The sequence below is a fragment of the Thalassospira sp. MCCC 1A01428 genome (assembly GCF_002115825.1).
Classification (GTDB): Bacteria; Pseudomonadota; Alphaproteobacteria; order Rhodospirillales; family Thalassospiraceae; genus Thalassospira.
On sequence record NZ_JFJZ01000022.1, the window covers coordinates 26,016 to 46,356 of the forward strand.

Consider the following 20,341-nt stretch of genomic DNA (forward strand, 5'->3'; position numbering starts at 1 on the left):
GTTACCAGCTATATTTTAAAGTCGCGGTTACAGTTCGACCTGGCCCATAAAAACACGATGTCGAACCGGCACAGCTGGCAACATAGGTTTCATCGGCCAGATTAATGGCGTTAAACTGTACTTTCGCCCCTTCAAATGTGCTTGATAAAACCCCAAGGTCATAACTGATCATGGCATCAAACAAGGTCACGTCTGATACCTTGATCGTATTGGTACGATCGGTACTTTCGCCGATATATCGCACCCCGGCTCCCAGCGCCAAACCGTCAAACATTCCCGATGCCAGTTCCTGTTTTAACCACAGCGATGCCTGGTTCTCTGGGGTGCGGTCCCGTTTCAGGCCTACGCTGTCCGGGTTGGCATCCTTGGAAATTTCAGCGTTAATGTGGCTGTAACTGGCAACAACATTCAAATGGTCAAGCACTTCGGCATGGGCTTCAAGCTCATAGCCACGGCTTTGAATTTCGCCGGTCTGATAACTCAGATTGGAAACCGGATCGCGGGACACCACATTTTGCTGGGTGATCTGATAAACCGATGCAATCAACTGATAACGGCCGCTATCGGGGCCAAACTTGATACCGGCTTCATATTGTTGCGCCGTTACCGGGTCATACGGCTCGCCGCTGCCATTGCTGCCTAGTTGTGGCTCGAACGAGGTGCTGTAACTCACATAAGGTGCCAAGCCGTTTTCAAAATTATAGATCGCCCCTAACCGGCCTGAAAAAGCACTATCGGAATAATCAGTTGAGGTTCCGGCAGCCCTGTCCTCGAACGTGTTCCTGGCCCAGTCATGTCGCCCGCCGGCACTTAGCGTTAACTGACCAATTTCAAGCTGTTCTTGCACATAAAGGCCTATCTGGGTTGCCTTGGTGCGTTCGTCATAGGAATAGCCATCGTAAACAACCGTGCCAATCGGCCCGTAATCGGGTGAAACCCAGTTGATGGGATAGGACGTGTTGCTGCGTTTATATTTGTTGTCATAAACGGAATGCTTTGCATCCAGCCCAACCAGCACCGTATGACCAAAGGCACCGGTCGCAAAATCAAACTGGGCCTGATTATCGATGGCAAACTGGTCCAGATCATCGCTATAGGATGTTGCCCGACGGTCAATGGTTTGATCATCAATCGTACTCCAGCCAACCATCGACTTAACGTCGCTTTCGACCATGGTGTATCGGGCGTTCTGGCGCAGGGTCACACCATTGCTTACGGCATGTTCCAGTTCATAACCTGCCGATGCCTGGGTCCGTGATGATTCTTCAAAATTCGGGTTCCCGATATAAAAATCCTGCGGAATATAGCCCGAACTGGTGGGAGTTACCAAACCTTGCGACATCAAAAAATTACGTGTTCCGGCATCAGGGTCATTTTGATACATCAGGGAAACAGTCAGGCTGGTTTTTTCATTGGGTGACCAGTTGATGGATGGCATCACTGCGATGCGTTTTTTATCAACATCACCTGCCTGTTCGTTCTCGGTCATTCCCTTTGCAACCATGCGCCAGGAAATGCCTTTTTCCACCGATAGCACACCGGAAAAATCGCCTGCTGTTGAAAACAGGTTATCCGTACCGGCGGTAAATTCAACGGAATGTGCCGTATCGCCCGTGGGCTTTTTTGACACCATATTAACAATGCCGCCCGGGTTGGCCTGACCATATAAAACAGAGGACGGACCGCGCAAAACCTCCACACGTTCCAGAAAATATGGTTCCACCTGACCAAGCGACCCCAGACCGTAGGTCAAGCCATCAAGATAGCGAGGCACATAGGAAAAGCCACGCACATACATTTCATCATGCATGTTGGAACCCCCACGATATTCGGTAAAGACACCGGCAGAATATCTCAGGGCTTCGGCAACTGATCCGGCCTGCTGGTCTTCGATTTGCGCGCCTGGCACCACAGAAACCGATTGCGGCGTTTTCATCAGCGGCGTGTCGGTTTTTGTACCAGCCCGGCTGCGTTTGGCAACATACCCCTGAACCGGGCCATCGCCGTGCTCGCCGGCTTCCTCAACCCGGATCGGGTCCAGCGTGATCGCACCGTCTTCACTACTTTCGACATTCGCGCCGGTTTTCGTCACATTTTCCGACTGTGCCATGGCGCTCGACATCGCAACCAGGCTTACACCTGCATATAAACCAACAACCAGCATGGCTGTGCTGCCCGATCGTGCCAAACGGCGATTTGCCCGTAAAACCTGTTGTGCCATAGTGCCCATCATTGCGATGTCCTTGATATTCCAGATCGATAAATTTGGATAAACCGGTCCCGTTCTGCCGTTTCAGGCAGTGATAAAGCGGTACACCCCGCTGGCCGGTCAGATTTTAATGCGAAAAAGGCAGGGATGGTGAAACCGCCCCCGAGGCCAAAATGACCGCTATGTGCTGGAATGTTCCAGACCCAGCCGGGAGACCCCCGACAATATGCCCTTACGCCGCATCATATTAATGCGTGGCGACACACCTTATGGCCCGAACACACAATAGGACGTCCGCGTTCTATTTGAACTTTGCTGATGCTCATGTTCTGGCATGTATCCCCCGTTTTCAGACACCCCAGGATGTCCCGTCACCCGCATCATTCGGCATTCAATTTTGCAAATGATTATTAATATCTTAATGATGAGATAACAAAGATAAGAATGATTTTCATCCTCAAATACCTTTGCGCAGGCGTCATAACCATTTGCAAAAGCATCAATCGCCTGAAAATCTGTTTCGTAAATGATGCGCAAATCTTTGCCAGATCCATAGATATACGGCACAGTGGCGGTACATCCCCTTTCCATGGCAAGGATCACAACCATGACATTCGAAATCTGGGCAACCTATGTATTGGCCTGCAGCATTGTTTTGGCCATTCCGGGGCCGACCATTATGCTGGTGGTTAGTTATGCCTTGGGAAAAGGTCGCCAAACCGCATGGGCGACCGTACCTGGCGTTGCCCTGGGGGATTTCACGGCGATGACGGTTTCACTAATGGGGGCTGGTGCATTGCTTTCGGCGTCGGCCACAGCATTTAGCGCGTTAAAGCTGATTGGTGCGGTTTACCTGGTTTATCTGGGTGTAAAAATGTGGCGCGAAAAACCCCACCAACTTGAAGATTCCCACGAAACCCGGCGCAACCGCCCATCACGCATGTTTTTACACGCCTATATCGTGACGGCCCTGAACCCGAAAGGCATTATCTTTTTTATCGCCTTTGTGCCGCAGTTCATTACCCCACATCAGCCGGTAATGGCGCAATTTACAATATTAATTGCAACCTTTGTCAGCCTGGCGGTCGTAAATGTTCTCATCTGGGCGATGGCCGCTGGCACTATGCGCGCAAAATTTCGCAGCCCGCGCGCCATGCAAATCATGGGGCGGGCAAGCGGATCGGTGCTCATCGCTGCGGGGTTATTAACAGCGCTGGCACGCCGGGCAAATGCCGCCACCTGATAACGTGGCGGCATCCGTTTTACCCCGTCACAATCAGGCAACATACCTGTAAGGATATTGTTATCGGCTGGCGACACGGGCACGCCCCGTGCGAATATTTCCCGATTGCGGGTTAAACTTACCCCACAATTGTTTGACCAATGGAAATGCCGTAATCAGCAAGCCAACAATCAGCACAGTCCAGGCGGGCCGCAACGGATACATCCAGTGAAAATTGGCCTCCAACACCACCAGCGGCGGAACGCCGGTCGCAATGGCAAACCAGGCATATTCAATTGCCGCTGTGCCAAGGGCTGCAGCAACCGCCAGCCCCAGCAATGTTGCAGGCGATTTCATTTTCCAGTTCATATTGCTGGCAAAGCGCGACAACATCAGCCACAGATAAAAACCGGCCATTAAGGTTGCTTCGGTAACGTCGAGTTTCGATTGCATGAAAAAATGCAAAATACCCAGGGCCGCAATAACATAGCTGGCTTTGTGCAGGCGTCCCCAGTTGCGCCCCAGGCGGCGCATCATGCCATTGGTCGAGGTGATGCCCAAAACGACCAGTCCCATCACAGCCACAAACCCGATAGTCAGATAGATACGCACGAGGATTTCGGTCGCAATGCGCGAAATATCAAATGACTGGTCAACAAAATATAACAACAAATGACACAGCGCATAGCCCATTGCCGCCAGCCCGACCATCCGCCGAACCAAAACAACGCGGGTAAATTTGGTCACGCGTCGCAACGGCGTAATAGCCAGCGAAATCAGCAACATGCGAATCGCCCAATCGCCGCTGCCATGAATGGCATCCTTGATTGGCAAGGAAACCCCTTCATGAAATAAAACCGGCCATAGCACGACGCATCCGGGTACAAGGATGGCGATAAACACCATCAATTTGAACATTGAAAAACGTCCGGAATGATCAAGCCACGGAAACATGGGCGCTTCCCTATTCTAGGTGTTCGTTCGTTCGGGTTACTGCCCCCCAACAAACCTAAGTAAATCGTCATGCCAATAGAACGCAAAAAGGTTGTCGGGGTCACTTAAACTCGTGATCAACTCTGCGCGAGGCAAAACCGGAAAAAAAGTGATGGGCCAGTTTATCGCCATTGTGCCGACGCAATGTCCCGATATTTTTTAAAAGATTTACCATTTTCAGTTGATGGAAAGATTGGACGATGAGCACCTTTAACAACCCCGACAATATTGCCTTGCGGGAATTGTTTAACACCACCCAAACCATAGCCCTGGTTGGTGCAAGCCCAAAACCCGAACGGCCGTCAAACCGTGTTATGGCATTTTTGCTCTCGCACGGGTTTCATGTAATACCGGTTAATCCCGGCCAGGCTGGCAATAAAATTCACGGGCAACTGGTTTATGCCAAACTGGCAGATATCCCTGAATCGGTTGATATGGTCGATATTTTTCGAAATTCAGAAGATGCTGGCGGCGTGGTCGATGAAGCCATCGCAATCAACGCAAAATCGGTATGGATGCAGTTAAATGTGATTGATGAAGATGCCGCGCTGCGCGCCCGCGATGCCGGTTTGATCGCAGTTATGGACCGTTGCCCGGCCATCGAAATCCCCCAGCTGTTCGTGGCAGACTGGCACAAATAGGCATTTGCGATATCACGAACATGCAACATCCGCCAAGCCGGCAGCCATACCCAATCCTGCCCGGCAGTTTTTCAGGCTGCAAATCGCAAAAAAATCGCCCGCGTTTGAAATGCGGGCGATTTTAAATTTATTAATCCGGGACGACACCAAACCGCTATCGCAGTTACAATAATCTTCACATTAAATTTTATTTCTGGGCAGTAAGCGTACCGGCGATTTTTTTACTTCCGCCCTGGCACAGGCGGATCAAATCGGGCAACAACCCTTTATTACCCATAAAGACCGGTTTGACAGCGCTCGTGATATCATAAGTGGTAGTGTTTTCTTCGAGCAGCGTATCAAAAATACCCGGTGCTTCGGTAATCAGCGACATAACGCCGCTTCGGTTGATGCGCAGCGAGGCAAAACCATCGCCATAGGCAACACGGGCGCATTCCAGTCCTAATGCACTATCAAATTCCGAAACCAGCCTGTAGCGCGGATTTGGCATTAAATTACCGCGCGTTAATACCTGGGTTGGCTTGAGCCCCGGAACCGGTACATATTTTGCCAGCCGGGCCTGCGACTGAACGATATATCCATCGGGGAAATAAACGGCGACATCCTCGGATAACAAGACACGGTCCCCCAAAATAGGACCTGACTGCAACAATGCCTTAATCCGTTTGCCGGGAATTTCGCCGGAAAAGCCATTAAAACGCAGAACTTTCGAATCCCCACGTTCCTTGGCAAACAATTTTTCAAACGGTACCACAGGTGTTGGTTCGCCCGCCTGCGCTGATCCACCCGGAAAACTGGCCATTCCGAATACGATCACTGCCGCAACAGCACACAAAACACCCTTTTGCCAAAACGACTTTGTGTTCATTTTCCCCCCGGAGTCTCAATACGCTCAACCTGCACGGTTCAACGACTGTATGGGTTTATGCGTTCATTTCAAGCAGACTTTCTTCACCTGCCGCCCCGTTATTTTGACTATCCAAAAAAAACAACGGGATGGCATGATGCCATCCCGTTGCCGAAGATTTGGTAAAGGACCGATAATTTATCTTAGTTATCGATCGAAATGGTAACACGACGGTTACGCGGCTCACGAACACCATCCGGAGTCGGGATCAAGAGATCGCCTTCACCAACAGCATCTTTCTTCACGCCATCAGCCTTGATACCGCGCGAGGTAAGAGCGCTTGCGGCAGCATCAGCACGACGCTCGGAGAGCTTCATGTTGTAGGAATTCGGGCCCGAAGAGTCAGTGTGACCAACAATCGAAACCGTACCCGGGCTGCTTGCCCACTGGTCAGCAGCGGCGTCAAGAACGCGTTTGGCAACCGGGGTAATGGCGGATTTGTCGAAGTCAAAGAAAATGGTAAAGAGACGCGGTGCAGCGGCAACCGGCTGGGTTTCTGCCGGAGCGGCAGCAACTTTCGGTGCTTTCAGCGTGTTGATTGCGTCTTCATATTCTTTCCAGCACTGGGTAATCAGGTCGGTCTGCCAACCTTCTTCGCTTTCTTCGATCCAGCAATCGTAACGAGCCTGCGCGGTTGCAGCAACATCAGGCATTGCTTCACGTGCGCCACCGTCAAGCAGGCCGATCAGTTCTTCACGAACGGAGCGCTTCTGTGCGATTTCCTGGTCGTCAAAACGCCAGTTTGCCGGATCTTCCGGAAGGATGGTTTCATTTTGCGCGACTTTTGCTGCCTTACGGGCAAAGAAGTCAGCGTCAAAGAAGTCATACCATTCATCGGCTTCGCGTTCTGCGTAAGCGATGTATTCGGCTTTCAGGTCTTTACCGAAAGCGGTGGTCGGTTCGGCACCATGCATAGCGGTGTCGAGCGAGCTGTCATACGTCAGCGGGTTGCCACCATAAGCAACAGCAGTGCCAGAGTTGTCGATGCTGCTACATGCTGCCAGCATACTTACGCTGCCAAGTGCGAAAAGGAAAGACGAACGAAACTGCATGTTATTTGCCCCAGTAGTTCAGGTTGTTATCAAACTCTAATAATAGTACCAAACGTGGTATTATTATGACCGGAAACGCGCAAAAAAGCGAAAGGTTCCAAGATATTATTTTTATTGCGATACCTCGTGATCTTTTCAAGCCTCTCAAACCGTGTAATCCTGTGATAATCATACTCCGTATATGAAAAAGAAGATCACTTTATTTTTGGTGACCAAGCATACGAGGTTCACATGGACGGCACAGACGCAAACACGATAGTCGAAATGATTCGCGCTTTTGCGCTTGGCATGGGCATACAAATCCTGAGCGCCATTATTATTCTGATTGTTGGCTGGTGGGTTGCTGGAAAAGCAGCCGCACTGGTTCGACGCGCTTTGAAAAATGCCAAATTTGTCGATAGCACCCTGAAACCACTTGCAGCAAGCATCGTGCAATACACGATCCTTGTGTTTGTGATCATCGCGGTATTGTCAAAATTCGGTGTTGAAACAACCAGCATCATCGCTGTTCTTGGTGCTGCTGGCCTGGCCATTGGCCTTGCATTGCAAGGAACCCTGTCCAACATCGCATCCGGCGTCATGATTTTGATGTTGCGCCCGTTGCGGGTTGACGAATTTGTTTCTGCCGGTTCCGTATCTGGCACGGTGGTTGAAATCACCCTGTTCACCACACTGATGAAAACGGCCGATGGCGTATTTATTTCAGTTCCGAATTCACAAATCTGGAACAGCGCCATCACCAACTATTCACGTAACCCCACCCGCCGCCTCGATATCAAAGTCGGCATCGCCTATGATGACGACGTTGATGCCGCGCTGGAATTCATGAAAAACCTGGTTGCCAGCGACACGCGCGTTCTCGCCGAGCCTGCCCCGATGTCATTTGTAGCCAACCTGGGTGAAAGCTCGGTTGATATTACCGCACGTGGCTGGGCCAATACCCCCGACTTCTGGGCTGCCTTCTGGGATCTGAGCCGTCGTTCGAAAACCGAACTGGAAGCTGCCGGCTTTACCATTCCGTTCCCGCAACGGGACCTGCATTTAAAGGCTGATAGCGCGGATGCCCTGTCTGCGGCAATGCAGGCCAAGGCAGAGGCCCCCAAACCCGCCCCTCGCGCCCGGGCGACCGCCTCGAAAGCCAAGGCGAAAACGGCAAAACCTGCGACCAGCAAAACCGCAGAAGAAGGCATTGGCGCCGATGCGGACTCGGAAAAAACCACCGATGAAACCAAAGCCTGATCATTTATAATCAGCCCCGTCAAACCACATATGACAGGCTGCAACGAATGATACATATAATCACTTGCGTAAAAAGGATGGCCCAACCGCCATCCGTTTTTTTATTGCGGTCCGCTTGCGCCCCCGAAATCTCCGGACATGTTTTAAATAATACCAAATGCCGGTGCGCGATTTTGCTCAAATCTTGCTTATCTTGCCCATGGCATTCGAAAAGCACAAAGCCATAGCGCCCCTTATCGGCATGCTGCATTTACCGGCTTTTCGACAAAACTTCTGAAGTGCCTAAACTGTAAATACTAAAAAATACCGGAGTCCCGAAATCATCCTGAACCTAGGCTATCCCGCAAGCGTTTTGGCACAAGTAGTAGCCAGCTGTTACCCGCCTTGCGTACGGATCACCTATAATAAGGTTGAACATCACATGATGGGAGGAACATCAAAATGGCTGCAAAGAAAATATTGATGCTGGTTGGCGATTACGCCGAAGATTATGAAACCATGGTTCCGTTTCAAACGCTTTTGGCCGTGGGTCACAAAGTTGATGCCGTTTGCCCCGACAAGGTAGCAGGCGACAGTGTTCGCACCGCTATCCACGATTTCGAAGGTGACCAAACCTATAGCGAAAAACGCGGGCATAATTTTACCCTTAACGCCGACTTTGAAGGTGCAAGTGCCGCAGATTACGACGCACTGGTTATTCCGGGAGGACGCGCGCCCGAATATTTGCGCCTGAATCCCAAGGTTATTGCGCTGGTCAAGGATTTTCATAGCGCGAACAAACCCATCGCGGCTGTTTGCCATGGCGCACAAATTCTTGCCGCTGCCGATATTATCCGCGATCGCAAAATTTCGGCTTATCCTGCCTGCGCCCCCGAGGTTCAGCTCGCGGGTGGTACCTATATGGACATTGCCATTGATGGTGCACATACCGATGGCAACCTGGTAACGGCCCCGGCATGGCCTGCCCATCCGCAATGGATGGCACAATTCCTTGCCGTTCTGGGAACAAAAATCGACCTGTAACCTGCCCTGTATCAGGCAACTTTATGCCAAAACAGGGATCTGAAAATACGGATGGCCCGTCAATGTATGCATTGTTAACATTGGCGGGCCATTATCGCACACGCCTTCTCCTGGAAATACCGAAATCGACCTTGGCACACCGGATTGCTAAACGGGTAATGCCCATATGAGCCGTTCGGCAAGGACAGGCATCAGTACGCGCACCAAACAATAAAGACTTCGATCAGGCCTACCCCGTAAAGTTATCTCAAATGCCCTTTAATGCAGTGCCAACACGCTTCTTTTCCCGGCGCTGTGCCAGTTGCACATACATCTTGCCATTTGACCTGCCATCCCTCACGATTTGCCAACGAGCATTGCCGATAACATGCTGGCAATAACAGTCCCCTTGCCACGTCCGTCTCCATGTTGGTTGCAAGGTAGGAAAGGAAGTTCCATGTGCAAAATATATTCGGGTACTGACCCTGCCCTTTATGAAACAGCAACACGATCTGTTCGGATTAACGGCGTGGTGACAAGTTTGCGCCTTGAATTGCGTTTTTGGCAGATTATCGATGAAATCGCCCAGAAAGACGGTTACAGCACACCGCAATTTCTGGGGTTACTACATGATGAAGTCGTTGCCGAACGAGGGGACATTCCAAATTTTGCCTCGCTACTTCGCGTCGTTTGCACCGTTTATTTGCAAAATCAGCCCCCCTACCCTGCATCAACGGCCATCAAAACCGGCACAACAGCCCGAACGCCAGGCCACCACGTATCCGCAATACAGGCGTCGTTAAGCTAATTTACCAACATAACACCTGGCGGATTCGCATTTTATCAAAGGGCTCACCCTTATCTGGCAACGACGGACAGATAGTCTCACAAATATTTCCGGGGTATTCACACACAAAGTTGCCCGGGCCCATCACGCAGGGTTACCAGGTTATATCTTTAAAGGGTGGTTTTCGGCCTGGTTAGACGGGTATGTAAGCGTATTTTGTCGTTTAACTTAACCACGAAGCAATATCGCGGCTGTTAAAGCCCGGCGCGGTATTTCGGGCATTCCGAAAAGCATCACGCCCACGCACACCATCCACCGACCGGCTGGCCTGCATGCCAACGGCAACACCAAAATCCATTTTGGCTGGTGCCAGCCACGATTTACCGGTTTTTTCGGCACTATCGCGCTTTGCTTCACGGGTTTTCGCGTCGTAGATCCAACGCAATTCCTGCTTCAAAGTTTGATATTCAGCCGTATCAGGGGCTGCATTAACCTCGGATACAATCTGGATTTTTACCATTTGCGGAAAACAATCCAGACGCTCAAGCAGCATAAACTTCACGCTGGGCCGCACCGCATCCGAGCGCATAAGCTTAATAACCAGACGCTTGTAAATCTCGATCCGCAAGTTGCCGCTGGTGGCAAGTTCGATAAATTCGTCAACAAAATCGCGGGCTTCACGCTTCCCATCTAGCAAGGCGCGCAAATTTTCTGTCATGGCACGGCGATAAAATTCGCGAATTTCAACAACATGGTTTGATGCGCGATTGCGCACCACATGCATCGATTCGGGGCTAAAGGCATTTTTGGTCAGAAGTTTAATACAATCATGCACCAGTTCGTGCTTGGTTGCGTCGCCAACAACTTCAAAAATACCGGAAATCAGTTCCTTGCATTTGGCATGTGGCCCCATACGAGTCGCCGCAGCAAGGGCCATCGGGCTTTCGGGGTCTTTGGTGGCAATAACAGCCAATGCCAACGGGTCGTCATATTGCAAAAGCGCCAGATCATTGCTGAGAAGATGTTCCGGCATCAAAAGACGTTTTTTATCACCCGCCCCCGTAACCGTAAGCGGTTCACGCGTACGATAACTGTCCTTGATCGACAGGGCATATTTTAAACCATCATAAGAAATCCCGAGATCGAGCGACATTTTCGCCTAATCTCCCTTGCGCACAAAGCGGCGCCGCAAGGATGGCGATTTCGAACCGGCAGCATCCCCGCCCGCCGGGCCAGCCGCCCCATCGCCAGTTTTTCCTGCATTGGCGGCCACAGTTGCCGACACCCCTGATGATTCGGGCGCTGGCACCGGACGCAATTCGGTAAAGAAATCAATATACCAGTCCATATCGCCGCGCGGCATGCTATAGCGGCCCCCAGTTGCCGGGGTTTCAATGGCTTCTTCATCAATACCGGAACTGATTTGCAAGACCACGGCGGATTGTGCCGACATACCGGCACGCCAGGCCATTGCCGTAATCGCCCGCGCACTGCCTGAATCAAGAATTTTGGCAATCACCGATCCGGGCAATTGTGCATAACGGGCAAGTTCCCGCACAACGGCTTCATCATCGTTACGGGACAATGCATCAAGCACATATTGCTCGACACTTGGCGCACGAACTGCCGCACTTTCCGCGGCATTTACAGCATCCAGGCTTAATTCGGCATTGGCAATATCTTCGCCAATTGGCGGGCGCGTATCGCGGGCAACGCGGCTGTCAAACCGGACTTTTTCAATCCGCTGTCGCACGGCCTGGCGCAGGGCACGGGCGACTTCCGCGCGCAAACGCCCTTCTTCCACCAATGTGTCAAACAGGGATGCGGCAATAAAATGCGCCATCCGCCGTTGCGCCTGGCGCGACAACCGGTCACGGCCAACCAGAATACGTTCTTCCGGACTTTCGTGTTTATCGACAGGGGCGCGTTCGAGATGCGGTGCCATATCAACCACGTTGCGCGGCACATCGTCCGTTGCGCGCAACCGGGAAAACAGGCCTGCCTTTGCATCGGTTCGGTCCTGCATCCGCCGGGCTTCGGCCATGTTGGCCCGCAAACGATCGCGGGCCCGGGCGGTGGTGGTAAATTCCCCCCGTCCGCGCATCAGGTCGAGAAAATCCGAATCGTTTAAAAGTTCAACATATTCAATAATATGGACCTGGCCAATTGCCGCCAGGTCAAGCCGCATACGGGCGGCTGCCTGTCGCGTCAAATAGGGGGTATGGCCCAGTTCCTGTTCAATCAGGGCGATCACCTGCGGGCGATAACAATCGGCCAGCCGCACAATGGCATCCATAAATTCGTCAACCATTTCCAGGCGCTGCGACGGGCTTAGGTCCGACAGGTGGCGCCGCAAACGGCGCGCAACATCCATCCGGGCTTCGCTATCGTCTTCGCCGTGGCGCGTCGGCAGGTAAACCGCGTCCTCGTCATCATCAAGTTCGTCTTCATCTGCGCCAATCCGGGCGGCAAAATTTAAAAACGATTCATCGGATGATGACGTCAGATCGCTGCTATCGGCCTTGCGCCGCGGAATATAACCCGCACGCGAATTATTTTCGCTACTGCTTGCAGATGTCGAGAATTCACCAGGGGCAACAGTGCGAACAATGTCGGCCAGTTCGCGCAATTTATCGCCAGAACGGTCCTTGTTATCCGCGTCCTTTGATTTTTGCCGATTGAACATCCAGGCCAGCATGTTCCGTTTATTTCCCCGTTTTATTCCGGGTTTCAGCAACAATCAGCCGATTCCCGGGTCTGTTCTGGCGTCTGGCGCACGCCGTTCTATCAAGCAGCACCATCCGAAACAACATCTCAACCCAAAACTTCTTTGTAAACCAACCACCTGTCGTCAATATGTCCCCGCGCAGGGTTGGCTCTCACGGGTTTCACTATCGACAGAAATGTTCAAAAAAACCTTAACGCCCCACCACGCAAAACCCAGAAACCTCATATGGTTAGCCAAATCACATCCTTAACGCGACCCGCAGCCAGCCAAAACGCACAAATCACCATTATCATCCGCGGAAATTACCTCTGCGTATGGTTTGGCCACGCTTTTCCTGGACCACACAGCAACACACAACCGGCAAAAACAAAGGGCCGCCCGAAGGCAGCCCCTTGAAAAACACCGGAATTGGCGCAGTTATGCCAAATCCGGACTATTTTTAAAATCAGCTACGGCCAGAAAGCCATGCGATTCGCAAAATATTGGTAGCCCCGGGCGTTCCAAACGGAACCCCCGCCGTAATCACCAGAGAATCACCGTTTTCGGCAAATTCTTCTCGTTTGGCAACGTCACAGGCAATCCCCACCATTTCACCAAAATTGGTGGCATCGCGGGTGAAAACCGGGTGGATCCCCCAGCACAGCGCCAAACGGCGCGCCGTTTGAATTTTCGGGGTCAGGCCCAAAATTGGCACTTCAGGCCGTTCGCGGGCTGCCCGATAGGCAGTTGAGCCCGACGTGGTATAGGTCACAACGGCCTTGGCACCAATGGTCCCGGCAACCTGGCGGGCTGCGGCACTAATGGCGTCCGGGGCGTTATGTTCCGGGTCCGGGCGGGAGGCTTCACGCAGACGGAAATAAAGCTCGTCACGCTCTACCCGCACCATAATTCGGTTCATGATGCCCACTGTTTCCAGCGGATATTTGCCAACCGCACTTTCGGCTGACAGCATAACCGCATCGGCACCGTCATAAATGGCTGTCGCCACGTCGGATGCTTCGGCCCGGGTTGGTGCCGGATTTGTCACCATCGAGTCGAGCATCTGGGTTGCCACAATCACCGGCTTGCCGGCTTCGCGACAGGCCTTGATGATGCGTTTTTGCAAAATCGGCACATCTTCAGGCGGACATTCCACGCCCAAATCACCACGGGCCACCATGATGATGTCAGAAAGAGCGACAATTTCATCAAGATGTTCAATAGCCTGGGGTTTTTCCAGCTTCGAGACGATGGCAGCACGACCATTGATGATCTTACGCGCTTCGGCCACGTCTTCGGGACGCTGAACAAAGGAGAGGGCCACAAAATCAACGCCCATCTCCAGACCATAAACCAGATCGATGCGATCCTTTTCGGTCAGAGGGGACATGGGCAGCATGACGTCAGGCAGGTTAACGCCCTTGCGATTCGACAGCGGACCACCGACTTCAACAGTGCAATCTGCCGAATTGGCATCGCATTTATCAACCCGCATCCGCAATTTGCCATCGTCAAGCAACAGGTTGGCACCCGGCTGAAGAGCAGCAAAAACTTCGGGATGAGGAAGCGACACACGGGTTTGATCACCCGGCGTTTTATCCATGTCGAACCGGAATGATGCACCTGCCTCGATTTCGATTTTTTCGTCGGCGAAGGTTCCCACCCGAATTTTCGGGCCTTGCAAATCCATCAGCACGCCAATCGGGCGACCAAGTTTGGCCTCTACTTCCCGAATTGTTTCAAACCGTGCCTGATGTTCGGCGTGCTCGCCATGAGAGAAATTCAAACGAAAGACATCGACGCCTGCCTGGACGATCTTTTCCAGAACATCCGGGCTAGAACTTGCTGGCCCCAGGGTTGCGATGATTTTCGCCTTACGTTGACGGCGCATCCGCTTTTACCTCGTTGTTTTTCGGTTTCCATTGAATTCTGGCGCGACAACCAGAATGACACAGGGCGCGCCAGAATATCCTGATTCTTGGTGTCTGGGGGTCTTCCCTTAATAGTGAATCACACCCGCTTTGAACAGTTACTTTTCTGCTCAGCCAAGGCCGAATGACATTTTTTTCGCTGGACACCCCCCTGTCGACACCTCTTTAAAAGACAAATCAGCCATAAAATGCCCCTATGAACGTTTCGGGGCCCAATCGGGGATTTTTTAAAATGAGCAAATGGGACCATCGTTTTCTGGCACTGGCCGCCCATATCGCAGACTGGTCAAAAGACCGCAGCACCCAAGTTGGTGCTGTTGTAATCGGTCCGAAAAAGGAAATTCGTGCTGTCGGGTATAACGGCTTCCCGCGCGGGGTCGATGATACAATAGAAAGCCGCCATCAACGGCCAACCAAATACGCCTATACCGAACACGCCGAGCGCAATGCCATTTATAACGCCAGCTATACCGGCACCTCGCTTGATGGCTGCGCGCTATATGTAACACATTTTCCATGCAGCGATTGCGCCCGCGCCATTATTCAGGCGGGCATTGCCGAGGTTTATGTTGACCAGCAAAAACTGACGCCGGATTTTCTTGAACGCTGGGAAAACGACATGAACATATCAACTGAAATGTTTGGCGAATCCGGTGTGCGCGTCCGCCTTATTGACAATGACGGTGCCACAACCGTTTTGACCACCGAGACCGACGACACCCCGGATGGAGAAAATACGGTAACGACCACCGATATTAAAAATCAGTAAGACTTCGATAACATGGATAAAAAACGGCGCCTTTCTCCGCAAAAGTACCGGGTTTTTACCGATGGATATCATGGAGTTCTCCCTTGCCGCCCGCCCGACAAACCGGTAAGAAAACAGAACCGGTTTATATAATCTAACCTGTTAACCTGGCTGCCAATTTGCAGAAATGTTGCCATCGACAGTGACAATCTTCGTTCAGCCCAACGCGGAAACTAGGCTTGATGAGTGCAAAAATCGATTTTAGCAAAATCAGTTTTCTGGTTGTCGATGGCGACAAGATATCGGCACAGGTCGTGTTTGATACATTGTCCTATCTTGGGGCGACAGATGTGCAGCGCGTGGGAAAACCCGAAGAAGCCTTTCGCATTTTACGGACCCGTCAAATAGACGTCATCATCACTGAATGGCGGCTGCGCGGCATGGACGGACTGGAATTTCTCGATTCCCTGCGTAATTCGACATCTTCCCCCAACAGGTTTGTGCCGGTTATCATGCTAACCGCGCATTCCGAACAGCAATATGTCACAACAGCCCGTGATCTGGGCATTACCGAATTTCTGGCGAAACCATTTAATGCCAAGGCATTATACAGCCGTCTTATATCGGTCATTACCCGCCCGCGACATTTCATCAATACCAGCACCTATTTCGGCCCCGACCGGCGCCGACGTCAAACACCGTTTGATGGCCCCGACCGGCGCGAAAGCAGCACGAGAAACTAGAACAGCGCCCGTAAAACAGGTAAGGTTGGATGCCCGTTATGTGGCATTCATTTTAACTTGACGGGACGCACCGAATTTAAATGAATGAGCAAAAGCCGCCCAAAGTTCAAATCATCCCGCCCCGCACTGAATTAAAACAGCGCGCGGTTAATTTCACCAAAGGCTTTGACGTCGAACTTGCGCCGGAACAACTTGAAGAACTGGAAAAGGTTGTCCAGCGCAGCAGTGATTCTTTTGTGCGCAGCATTGGCCATGATCTTGCCGAAACACGCCAGCTTGTCATCGCAGCTATCGGGAATCCCGACCTTCGCGGCACAGCAATAGAAAAAAGCGCCGACCTTGCCTATTCAACCAAGGCACTGGGCGGCACATTTGATTACCCCCTGATGACCCAAATTGCCAAATCACTGGAAATTTTCCTGGCACACCGCACAACGGCTTCCCGCCGCCAGCTTATGGTAACCCAACTGCATATTGATGCCATCTATGTTATTCTGGCCAGCCGGGTTACCGGTTTTGGCTCATCGATTGAACAGGCAACTACTGTTGCCCTTGCCAAACTGGCGTCTCGCTACGCCGAACCTCGTGAATAATCCAGCTGGGTTAACAGCATGTGCCTTGCCCGCATTTTTATTGCTCGCCCTCAAACCTAAAACCGGCCAGCGCCCGGTTGCCACAAACGGCCACAGCTTATTTCCCCTGCTGGGCATGCAAATGATGCATGAAATCTATCAGTTCAAAATTCGCATCTTCGTTTGCACCGGTTTTATCCACACCGGTTGAATCCGACAAAACACGCATATCCTGTTTATGGCCCCCTGCCCCCAGCTTGTTCAGGCGCACCAGAATGCCATCAAGTTCGCCAGAGATCGCATCAAGCCGGGATGTCATCCAGTCGCGTGCCACCGGCGCATCACCACGCAACATGGCATTTTGTGCGCCCCACAACATCACCATGCTGCGCAGCAAACCGAGCAAATCGGAAACCTCTTTCTTTCCGCATCCATCGGTGCCATTGCCCTGCGATACTGCGTCCGGCTTTATATGGGTCAGCGCGTCGTTAATTTGCCGCAACAGTGGCGGTATGGGTCCATCATCAATCATGGCAGGGTCCATTCCTGCTTGGCCGTTTTCTGGCAAACATGTTTGCCTGGAAACGATAGTTTACTGAAAACGTTACAGTTTTATTGTTACCTTTTCGCGTCTGCGAAAACGTTGATCCGTATCAAGAAGACTTCTAAACAACGGAAAAAACGGCATGGCGGGCAAATGGTAATTCGTCGTGCGACGCAACATCAAAAAAGAGAATTCCCCCGGCAAAAAACCCGTCTGGGTTACTCCGATAAAAAAAACGTCCAATCGTGAAAAAAAGGACTTGTCAGACCGGGCGACCCTTTATATAAACCGCGCCACACACCGAGCGGGTGTAGCTCAGTTGGTTAGAGCGCCGGCCTGTCACGCCGGAGGCCGCGGGTTCAAGTCCCGTCACTCGCGCCATTTTCCCTTAGGGGAAAAACAAAAGAACGCCACGATTTATTCGTTGGCGTTTTTTGTTTTTTTAAGGTGTTTCTCCAACACACCAAATGCGCGCTGGCCGCACAATAACCACCTGTTTTGACAATCCCCCGCCGACCACAAAACACGCATACGGGCACGCATCCATCTGCCCTTTCTCCACATCCACCGTAATGTAAGACCCGTGATGAAAAAATATCCCGGTCAATGCGGGTGACGATCGGGCAAACCAGGCTTGATGCCCTAGCGCACCCTCACATACCCGTTTCATCGAACAGGTAATCATCGCTTTGCGGTATCTCGTGTTACGCCAAATGTGGCAAACAGGCATCACAACACCCCATTTTGCGGTTTGCGCCATGGTTCTTCCAACAGGCCAACATAGCGCCCCCAAGATAACGCCAGCGTTTTTTGGCAGAAAACCGGGGCTGCCAAGTACCTGTTATTTTTTTATAAAAAAACGCTTGCCAGACCCGGCAGCCCTTTATATAAACCGCGCCACACACCGAGCGGGTGTAGCTCAGTTGGTTAGAGCGCCGGCCTGTCACGCCGGAGGCCGCGGGTTCAAGTCCCGTCACTCGCGCCACTCTTTTTAGAGTACAAATAGGTCGCTGATCTCTGGATCATGCGGCTTTTTTTGTATCTATTTTCAGCATCCCCCAGCTCAATGCATATTATAATGTATGCAAAAACACAGAATGATCGCAGGGAACGAACCAATATATTGGTTCTATTGCAGAATCCGGCGGCGTGCTAAAAATTTCCCTTACAAATATTCAACCGTGCGGCGTCTCTTTATTGCCTGAGAAAAATCAAACACCATCCTTCCCGGGCAAAACCCACAATCTTTAATCGTTTTTATCTGCGTAATTTCCCGTAATGTAATTATTAACGGTATTTTACATGCTAAAAGACTGATTTGCCGCGCCGCAGCATTGATCAGCCCCCCAAAGTGTGCTGTCATCTCGCCGTTACAAAAATGAGGCGAACAATGGTATTACCATTTTAACGTTCGCACCTTCGACATCACCAGTACGGGAGGCGCAACATGCGCAAGCTAATCGCAGGGCTGATTCTGGGAACCGCTTTGGCTTCGGCCCCGATATCGGCCATGGCAGAAACCCCTAAAAACGCGCTGATCATGGCGTTTTCAATCGATGACATCATCACCCTTGATCCGGCAGAAATTTTTGAATTTTCCGGCGCTGAATATTCCGGCAACACCTATGACCGCCTGATCGGTTATGACATCGACGACGTGTCCAAAATTCACGGCGTTGTTGCCGAAAGCTGGGACATCTCCGACGACGGCATGACCTACACATTTAAAATTCGCGACGGCATCAAATTCGCATCCGGCGATGCCCTTACCGCCGAAGATGCCGCATTTTCGCTGCGTCGTGTAATCAAACTGGACCTGTCACCCGCCTTTATTCTGGGACAGTTCGGTTTGACCAAAGAAAATGTCGACACACAAATTACCGCACCCGATGACCACACACTGGTCCTGAAGGTCGACAAGCCTTATGCACCGACCTTTGTTCTGTATTGCCTCACGGCAGGTGTTGGTTCGGTTATTGATAAAAAAGAAGTCATGGCCCATGAAAAAGACGGCGATATGGGGCATGAATGGCTGAAAACCAACTATGCCGGTTCCGGTCCGTTCGAACTTAACAAATGGACCCCGAATGAAAGCCTGTCGCTGGTTGCCAACGACAATTACTGGGATGGCGCGCCGGCAATGAAGCGCGTGATCATTCGAAATGTAACCGAAGCTGCGTCTCAGCAATTGTTGCTGCAAAAAGGCGATATCGATATTGCCCGCAATCTTGAAGCCGACCAGCTGGCAGCCCTTAAGGGTAATGACGACATCAACTTCCAGAAACGGGCCAAAGGCACGGTCTGGTATCTGGGTCTGTCGCAGAAAAACGAATATCTGTCGAACCCCAAAGTTCGTGAAGCCCTGAAATATCTGGTCGATTATAATGGCATTGCCGATACCATTCTGGCAGGTCGCGGCACCATTCATCAGGCATTTTTGCCCGATGGCTTCCTTGGCGCCTCGAACGACAATCCCTATAAACTTGATGTCGATAAAGCCAAGGAACTGCTAAAAGAAGCAGGTTACCCGGATGGCTTTAGCCTAACCATGGACACCCGCAACACCACCGCCATTACCGCTATGGCGCAGTCATTGCAGGCAACCTGGGCCCAGGCTGGTATCAATCTTGAAATCATCCCGGGTGATGGTGGACAGACCCTGACCAAATACCGTGCCCGCCAGCACGACATTTATATTGGCCGTTGGGGTGCCGACTATCAGGACCCGAACACCAACGCATCGACCTTTGCCTGGAACCCGGATAATTCCGACGATGCCGCAGCAAAACCGCTGGCATGGCGTAACAGCTGGGATCCGAAAGAAATGACGGCCGAAACCGAAGCCGCCATTCTTGAACGCGACACCCAGAAACGTATCGATATGTACAAGGACCTTCAGAAAAAGGTCATGGAGCGCGGTCCGTTTGTGGTGATGTTCCAGGAAACCGAAATTGCCGGTGTCCGCAGCAATGTTCATAACTTCAAACTTGGGCCGTCGTTTGACGACAACAAATATCGTTTTGTGACCAAGGACTAAGGAACGG

Annotated in this window: 18 protein-coding genes and 2 tRNA genes; 11 read left to right on the forward strand and 9 right to left on the reverse strand. The window is 51.5% G+C overall.

What is annotated here, in order from left to right; all coding sequences use genetic code 11:
- Position 1 precedes the first annotated feature (1 nt).
- Together THS27_RS16090 and THS27_RS16095 are read right to left on the reverse strand one after the other, a co-directional pair.
- On the reverse strand, positions 2-2,233 hold the full coding sequence (locus tag THS27_RS16090) for a TonB-dependent siderophore receptor (protein WP_085592657.1): 2,232 nt from the start codon (positions 2,231-2,233) through the stop codon (positions 2-4).
- Between the two features lie 243 nt (positions 2,234-2,476).
- On the reverse strand, positions 2,477-2,818 hold the full coding sequence (locus THS27_RS16095) for a hypothetical protein (RefSeq protein WP_085592659.1): 342 nt from the start codon (positions 2,816-2,818) through the stop codon (positions 2,477-2,479).
- Between THS27_RS16095 and THS27_RS16100 the strand changes: the two genes are divergently transcribed.
- Complete coding sequence (locus THS27_RS16100; RefSeq protein WP_085592661.1) at positions 2,817-3,452, forward strand: LysE family translocator; 636 nt, start codon at positions 2,817-2,819, stop codon at positions 3,450-3,452. The genes THS27_RS16095 and THS27_RS16100 overlap by 2 nt on opposite strands.
- A 60-nt stretch (positions 3,453-3,512) precedes the next feature.
- Here the strand turns inward: THS27_RS16100 and THS27_RS16105 are convergent, their stop codons facing one another.
- Positions 3,513-4,385 (reverse strand): sulfite oxidase heme-binding subunit YedZ, encoded by an 873-nt coding sequence (locus THS27_RS16105; protein WP_085592663.1) that lies wholly within the window; start codon positions 4,383-4,385, stop codon positions 3,513-3,515.
- Between the two features lie 239 nt (positions 4,386-4,624).
- On the opposite strand from THS27_RS16105, the gene THS27_RS16110 reads away from it, so the two are divergent.
- Positions 4,625-5,065 (forward strand): CoA-binding protein, encoded by a 441-nt coding sequence (locus tag THS27_RS16110; RefSeq protein ID WP_085592665.1) that lies wholly within the window; start codon positions 4,625-4,627, stop codon positions 5,063-5,065.
- 187 nt (positions 5,066-5,252) lie between these two features.
- Here the strand turns inward: THS27_RS16110 and THS27_RS16115 are convergent, their stop codons facing one another.
- Together THS27_RS16115 and THS27_RS16120 are read right to left on the reverse strand one after the other, a co-directional pair.
- Positions 5,253-5,933 (reverse strand): hypothetical protein, encoded by a 681-nt coding sequence (locus tag THS27_RS16115; protein WP_085592667.1) that lies wholly within the window; start codon positions 5,931-5,933, stop codon positions 5,253-5,255.
- Between the two features lie 182 nt (positions 5,934-6,115).
- Complete coding sequence (locus tag THS27_RS16120; protein WP_085592669.1) at positions 6,116-7,024, reverse strand: OmpA family protein; 909 nt, start codon at positions 7,022-7,024, stop codon at positions 6,116-6,118.
- Positions 7,025-7,288: 264 nt separating this feature from the next.
- On the opposite strand from THS27_RS16120, the gene THS27_RS16125 reads away from it, so the two are divergent.
- From THS27_RS16125 to THS27_RS16140, 3 genes are all read left to right on the forward strand, one after another.
- A complete protein-coding gene (locus tag THS27_RS16125; RefSeq protein WP_246832988.1) occupies positions 7,289-8,263 on the forward strand; it encodes a mechanosensitive ion channel family protein in 975 nt (324 codons plus the stop codon).
- 441 nt (positions 8,264-8,704) lie between these two features.
- Positions 8,705-9,286 carry a DJ-1/PfpI family protein gene (locus THS27_RS16135; RefSeq protein ID WP_085592675.1) on the forward strand — a complete coding sequence of 194 codons (582 nt, stop codon included), beginning with the start codon at positions 8,705-8,707 and terminating at the stop codon, positions 9,284-9,286.
- Between the two features lie 436 nt (positions 9,287-9,722).
- Complete coding sequence (locus tag THS27_RS16140) at positions 9,723-10,073, forward strand: ribbon-helix-helix domain-containing protein (protein ID WP_085592677.1); 351 nt, start codon at positions 9,723-9,725, stop codon at positions 10,071-10,073.
- 202 nt (positions 10,074-10,275) lie between these two features.
- Here THS27_RS16140 and THS27_RS16145 read toward each other — a convergent pair whose 3' ends face one another.
- The 3 genes from THS27_RS16145 to pyk form a co-directional block, all read right to left on the reverse strand.
- On the reverse strand, positions 10,276-11,205 hold the full coding sequence (locus THS27_RS16145; protein WP_085592679.1) for a hypothetical protein: 930 nt from the start codon (positions 11,203-11,205) through the stop codon (positions 10,276-10,278).
- A 6-nt stretch (positions 11,206-11,211) separates the two neighbouring features.
- Complete coding sequence (locus THS27_RS16150) at positions 11,212-12,750, reverse strand: DUF2336 domain-containing protein (RefSeq protein WP_085592681.1); 1,539 nt, start codon at positions 12,748-12,750, stop codon at positions 11,212-11,214.
- A gap of 475 nt (positions 12,751-13,225) precedes the next feature.
- Positions 13,226-14,650: a pyruvate kinase gene (gene pyk, locus THS27_RS16155; protein WP_085592683.1), complete on the reverse strand. Its 1,425-nt coding sequence runs from the start codon at positions 14,648-14,650 to the stop codon at positions 13,226-13,228.
- 272 nt (positions 14,651-14,922) lie between these two features.
- Between pyk and THS27_RS16160 the strand changes: the two genes are divergently transcribed.
- The 3 genes from THS27_RS16160 (at position 14,923) to THS27_RS16170 (ending at position 16,774) form a co-directional block, all read left to right on the forward strand.
- A complete protein-coding gene (locus THS27_RS16160; protein WP_085592756.1) occupies positions 14,923-15,459 on the forward strand; it encodes a dCMP deaminase family protein in 537 nt (178 codons plus the stop codon).
- 221 nt (positions 15,460-15,680) lie between these two features.
- A complete protein-coding gene (locus tag THS27_RS16165) occupies positions 15,681-16,181 on the forward strand; it encodes a response regulator (protein WP_085592685.1) in 501 nt (166 codons plus the stop codon).
- 80 nt (positions 16,182-16,261) lie between these two features.
- Positions 16,262-16,774: a transcriptional regulator gene (locus THS27_RS16170; protein WP_085592687.1), complete on the forward strand. Its 513-nt coding sequence runs from the start codon at positions 16,262-16,264 to the stop codon at positions 16,772-16,774.
- A 97-nt stretch (positions 16,775-16,871) separates the two neighbouring features.
- On the opposite strand, the gene THS27_RS16175 is transcribed toward THS27_RS16170, so the two are convergent.
- The gene (locus THS27_RS16175) at positions 16,872-17,285 is read right to left on the reverse strand and encodes a hypothetical protein (RefSeq protein WP_139835611.1); all 414 of its coding nucleotides are present in this window, start codon (positions 17,283-17,285) and stop codon (positions 16,872-16,874) included.
- A gap of 316 nt (positions 17,286-17,601) precedes the next feature.
- Between THS27_RS16175 and THS27_RS16180 the strand changes: the two genes are divergently transcribed.
- The 3 genes from THS27_RS16180 (at position 17,602) to THS27_RS16190 (ending at position 20,334) form a co-directional block, all read left to right on the forward strand.
- Positions 17,602-17,678: transfer RNA gene (locus THS27_RS16180), tRNA-Asp, on the forward strand.
- Positions 17,679-18,205: 527 nt separating this feature from the next.
- Positions 18,206-18,282 (forward strand) — tRNA-Asp (locus THS27_RS16185).
- A gap of 462 nt (positions 18,283-18,744) precedes the next feature.
- The gene (locus tag THS27_RS16190) at positions 18,745-20,334 is read left to right on the forward strand and encodes an ABC transporter substrate-binding protein (protein WP_085592690.1); all 1,590 of its coding nucleotides are present in this window, start codon (positions 18,745-18,747) and stop codon (positions 20,332-20,334) included.
- The last annotated feature ends 7 nt before the right edge of the window (positions 20,335-20,341 follow it).

What these genes read in the sequence shown, in the direction of transcription:
- THS27_RS16090 (WP_085592657.1), bottom strand. Translation starts at nt 2,233, where the DNA reads ATGATGGGCACTATGGCACAACAGGTTTTACGGGCAAATCGCCGTTTG.
- THS27_RS16100 (WP_085592661.1), top strand. Translation starts at nt 2,817, where the DNA reads ATGACATTCGAAATCTGGGCAACCTATGTATTGGCCTGCAGCATTGTT.
- THS27_RS16095 (WP_085592659.1), bottom strand. Translation starts at nt 2,818, where the DNA reads ATGGTTGTGATCCTTGCCATGGAAAGGGGATGTACCGCCACTGTGCCG.
- THS27_RS16105 (WP_085592663.1), bottom strand. Translation starts at nt 4,385, where the DNA reads ATGTTTCCGTGGCTTGATCATTCCGGACGTTTTTCAATGTTCAAATTG.
- THS27_RS16110 (WP_085592665.1), top strand. Translation starts at nt 4,625, where the DNA reads ATGAGCACCTTTAACAACCCCGACAATATTGCCTTGCGGGAATTGTTT.
- THS27_RS16115 (WP_085592667.1), bottom strand. Translation starts at nt 5,933, where the DNA reads ATGAACACAAAGTCGTTTTGGCAAAAGGGTGTTTTGTGTGCTGTTGCG.
- THS27_RS16120 (WP_085592669.1), bottom strand. Translation starts at nt 7,024, where the DNA reads ATGCAGTTTCGTTCGTCTTTCCTTTTCGCACTTGGCAGCGTAAGTATG.
- THS27_RS16125 (WP_246832988.1), top strand. Translation starts at nt 7,289, where the DNA reads ATGATTCGCGCTTTTGCGCTTGGCATGGGCATACAAATCCTGAGCGCC.
- THS27_RS16135 (WP_085592675.1), top strand. Translation starts at nt 8,705, where the DNA reads ATGGCTGCAAAGAAAATATTGATGCTGGTTGGCGATTACGCCGAAGAT.
- THS27_RS16140 (WP_085592677.1), top strand. Translation starts at nt 9,723, where the DNA reads ATGTGCAAAATATATTCGGGTACTGACCCTGCCCTTTATGAAACAGCA.
- THS27_RS16145 (WP_085592679.1), bottom strand. Translation starts at nt 11,205, where the DNA reads ATGTCGCTCGATCTCGGGATTTCTTATGATGGTTTAAAATATGCCCTG.
- THS27_RS16150 (WP_085592681.1), bottom strand. Translation starts at nt 12,750, where the DNA reads ATGCTGGCCTGGATGTTCAATCGGCAAAAATCAAAGGACGCGGATAAC.
- pyk (WP_085592683.1), bottom strand. Translation starts at nt 14,650, where the DNA reads ATGCGCCGTCAACGTAAGGCGAAAATCATCGCAACCCTGGGGCCAGCA.
- THS27_RS16160 (WP_085592756.1), top strand. Translation starts at nt 14,923, where the DNA reads ATGAGCAAATGGGACCATCGTTTTCTGGCACTGGCCGCCCATATCGCA.
- THS27_RS16165 (WP_085592685.1), top strand. Translation starts at nt 15,681, where the DNA reads ATGAGTGCAAAAATCGATTTTAGCAAAATCAGTTTTCTGGTTGTCGAT.
- THS27_RS16170 (WP_085592687.1), top strand. Translation starts at nt 16,262, where the DNA reads ATGAATGAGCAAAAGCCGCCCAAAGTTCAAATCATCCCGCCCCGCACT.
- THS27_RS16175 (WP_139835611.1), bottom strand. Translation starts at nt 17,285, where the DNA reads ATGATTGATGATGGACCCATACCGCCACTGTTGCGGCAAATTAACGAC.
- THS27_RS16190 (WP_085592690.1), top strand. Translation starts at nt 18,745, where the DNA reads ATGCGCAAGCTAATCGCAGGGCTGATTCTGGGAACCGCTTTGGCTTCG.